This is a genomic window from Streptomyces sp. NPDC058653, from assembly GCF_042716895.1.
Taxonomy (GTDB): Bacteria; Actinomycetota; Actinomycetes; order Streptomycetales; family Streptomycetaceae; genus Streptomyces.
Genome location: NZ_JBHXRM010000089.1, coordinates 1 through 3,180 on the forward strand (window position 1 = coordinate 1; position 3,180 = coordinate 3,180).

Here is a 3,180-nt window from a genome sequence, read left to right on the forward strand (position 1 = left end):
CCCGGCCGGCCCAGTCGGCCGGCCGGGTCTGCCGGTTCAGTGGTTCGGCCGGTCAGCCGGTGGTCAGCTGAAGACGACCGAACGGACCATCAGCCGCTGCGAGGCGTGGCCGCCGTTGGGCCGCAGGCTGAAGTGGTCGCCTTCGCAGTCCGCCCCCGTGAAGACGGTCGCCGTGGCGTCCGTGTTGTTGCGGGGGCTGTGCGCCGGCGCCGTCATCTCGTTCTCGACCTCGGGCAGCGTGATGCACTCGCCGCTCCGCGGGTTCATCAGAGCCGACGTCTGCGTGATGCCGGCCTCGGTGTAGTGCTGGTACGTGAAGTCGCCCTGGGCCGCGCCGGCCGAGGCCGGAAGGGTGAGGACGAGGGCGAGGGCGCCGACGGCGGCGGCCACACTGGTACGAAGTCGCACAGGACACTCCAATGGTGCGGTGGGGGTGGAACAGGTCGTCGGGAGCCTGTCCCCGCCCGTCCGGATCTTCTCCGAACGTCCCGATTCATCGCTCCAACAGCAGCTGCGGAAACGATTCTTCATCGACCATGTGGGTCCTCGGCCCGACCGATCGCCCGTCGGCGCCCCTCTCCCGGAGCGCCCCCCGTCAGAGCCCGTCGGTGAACAGGAGCCGGTTCGGCGAGCCCTCGCTGACGGACGACAGCTTGTTCTGGGTGGCGGAGCCGCGGAGCCAGTCGGCCAGCTCCGCCGGGGTCGCGTCCGGGTTGTCCGCCTTGTAGAGCGCGGCCACGCCCGCGACATGGGGAGAGGCCATCGACGTCCCGTTCAGCGAGACGCTGCCGCCGCCCAGCTTGGCCGACAGGATGCCGGCCCCCGGCGCGTACAGCGACAGGCACGTTCCGTGGTTGGAGAAGCTGGACTGCTTGTCGTCCCTGTCGGTCGAGCCGACCGTCAGCACCCCCTCGGCCGAGGCCGGTGAGACGGAGCAGGCGTCGACCCCGTCGTTGCCGGCCGCGAGGATCGGCAGGACGCCCCGCTCCGAGAGCGCGGTCGCCGCGTTGTTCACCGCGACCGACTTCGGGCCGCCGAGGGAGCCGTTGAGCACGGCGGGCTGCTTGGCGTTGGCGGCAACCCAGTCGAAGCCGGCGAGGATTCCCGACCAGGTGCCCTTGCCCTTGCAGTCGAGGACCCGGACGCTCACCACATCGGCCTCGGGAGCCACACCGTACGTACGGCCGGCGACCGTGCCCGCCACATGCGTGCCATGACCCTGGCAGTCCTTGCCCTGCCGGCCGTCGCCGATGGCGTCGTAACCCGCCCGGGCGCGCCCGCCGAACTCCTCGTGGCCGAAGTCGATGCCCGTGTCGACGACGTACGCGGTGACGCCCTTGCCGGTGCTCTTCGCGTCGTACTGGCCGTCCAGCGGCAGTTCCTGCTGGTCGATCCGGTCCTGACCCCAGGACGAGGCGGACACCAGGCTCCTCGGGGAAGCGGTCTCCAGCGCCTTGATCTCGGAGTCCTCCTCGACGGCCGTCACACCGGGCGTCGCGCGGATGGTCCTGAGCTGGGCGGCGGTGAGTTCGGCCGCGAACCCGCGCAGCACGCTCGTGTACGTGAACAGGGGCTTCACACCAGCCCGGTTGAGCAGCTTGCTCGCGTCGAAGGCGGCGTCGACGGAGACGATGTAGCGGTCGAGCAGCGGCTCCGCGGAGCGGTGCAGAGGCGCGGTGTAGGGCTGGGCGGACGCCGGCTGGACCGTGGTGGGGAGCGGGCCGGCGGCCACCACCACCGCGCTCGTGGCGACCAGGAACATGCTGAGTTTCAGATGATTTTTCATGAAAGATACTCAAACATGATCGGATTATCATGCCCTGTAGGCTCGGCGGGTGGTTCACCCGACCAGATGGCCCCGGCCCGTGGCGGCGATGTGCGGCCGGGGCGGGCCGGGACCCGACCGCCCACCACCCGCGACGAACGAGGACCGCTCATGACCACGTACGGACTGCTGATCTTCGAGGGCGTGGAGGAACTGGACTTCGTCGGACCCTGGGAGGTGTTCACCGCCTCCTCCATGCTGCGCGACCAAGCGGACACGGCCGTGCTCGTGGCCGAGCGGGCCGACCCGGTCGTGTGCGCCAAGGGCATGCGGGTCCTGCCCGACCACACGCTCGGCGAGAGCCCGGCCCTGGACGTGCTGCTCGTCCCCGGCGGCCGGGGGACCAGGCGCGAGGTGGACAACCCCGCGCTGATCGAGTGGATCGGCAGAACGGCCGCCGAAGCCGACTGGGTCACGAGCGTCTGCACCGGTTCCCTCCTGCTGCACCGGGCCGGGCCCGCCCGTGGGCGGCGCGTGGCCACCCATCACGGCTTCGAGGACGAACTCGAGGCCCGCGGCGATCTCACCGTCGTCCGCGACGCCCGTTATGTCGTGGACGGGAACCTGGTCACCAGTCAGGGCGTCTCCGCCGGGATCGACATGGCCCTGTGGCTGATCGGCCGGCTGCACGGACGCGACCACGCCCGCGCGGTGCGCCGGTACATCCAGTACGAGCCCGCGCCGCCCTATCTGGCCGACGAGCCGCTGCCGTACTGATCCGGGGTCTGTTTCGGGAGCGCGTCAACGCCGCGATGGGGGCGACCTGTTCGTCTGTGATGTTCGAATTTAGGCCCTTTACAGTGGCTCTGTTGTCAACTGTGAAAGTAGGTCGGTCATGTCCGTCACAGACGAATTCGTCATCAGCAACGGAGAGTACGCGCAGACGTTCTCGGGACCTCTGCATCAGCGGCCGCGCCGTCAGCTCGCCGTTGTGGCCTGTATGGACGCACGGCTCGACGTCTTCCGCATCCTGGGCCTCCAGGAGGGCGACGCGCATGTCATCAGGAACGGCGGGGGAGCGGTCACCGATGACGCGATCCGCTCCCTGGCGATCAGTCAGCGGCTGCTCGGGACACGGAAGATCTTCCTGATCCACCACACGGACTGCGGAATGGTCAAGTTCACCGACGACGGTTTCAAGCGGGACATCGAGGACGACACCGGGATCCGGCCGCCGTGGGCCGCCGAGGCGTTCACGGACCTGGAGAAGGACGTACGTCAGTCGATTCGCCGGATCGAGGTGAACCCCTTCGTCCCGCACACCGACGAGATCTGCGGATTCATCTTCGACGTGGGGACGGGACTGCTCAAAAGGGTGGAGTGAGCGGCGCATTCCGGCCGAGGCGCCCCGGTCC

The 3,180-nt window shown here is 69.3% G+C and carries 4 protein-coding genes; 2 read left to right on the forward strand and 2 right to left on the reverse strand.

The features are described 5' to 3' along the window. Window positions 1-63: 63 nt before the first annotated feature. Window positions 64-408, reverse strand: coding sequence for a hypothetical protein (locus tag ACFWU9_RS36165; protein ID WP_384325346.1), 345 nt, complete (start codon window positions 406-408; stop codon window positions 64-66). Between the two features lie 187 nt (window positions 409-595). Next, complete coding sequence (locus tag ACFWU9_RS36170; protein ID WP_384325347.1) at window positions 596-1,786, reverse strand: S8 family peptidase; 1,191 nt, start codon at window positions 1,784-1,786, stop codon at window positions 596-598. Between the two features lie 150 nt (window positions 1,787-1,936). Between ACFWU9_RS36170 and ACFWU9_RS36175 the strand changes: the two genes are divergently transcribed. Both ACFWU9_RS36175 and ACFWU9_RS36180 read left to right on the forward strand, forming a co-directional pair. After that, window positions 1,937-2,542, forward strand: coding sequence for a DJ-1/PfpI family protein (locus ACFWU9_RS36175; RefSeq protein WP_384325348.1), 606 nt, complete (start codon window positions 1,937-1,939; stop codon window positions 2,540-2,542). A 118-nt stretch (window positions 2,543-2,660) separates the two neighbouring features. Next, entirely contained in the window at window positions 2,661-3,149 is a 489-nt protein-coding gene (locus tag ACFWU9_RS36180; RefSeq protein ID WP_384325349.1) for a beta-class carbonic anhydrase, read from the forward strand. Window positions 3,150-3,180 lie beyond the last annotated feature (31 nt).

What these genes read in the sequence shown, in the direction of transcription:
- ACFWU9_RS36170 (WP_384325347.1), bottom strand. Translation starts at nt 1,786, where the DNA reads ATGAAAAATCATCTGAAACTCAGCATGTTCCTGGTCGCCACGAGCGCG.
- ACFWU9_RS36175 (WP_384325348.1), top strand. Translation starts at nt 1,937, where the DNA reads ATGACCACGTACGGACTGCTGATCTTCGAGGGCGTGGAGGAACTGGAC.
- ACFWU9_RS36180 (WP_384325349.1), top strand. Translation starts at nt 2,661, where the DNA reads ATGTCCGTCACAGACGAATTCGTCATCAGCAACGGAGAGTACGCGCAG.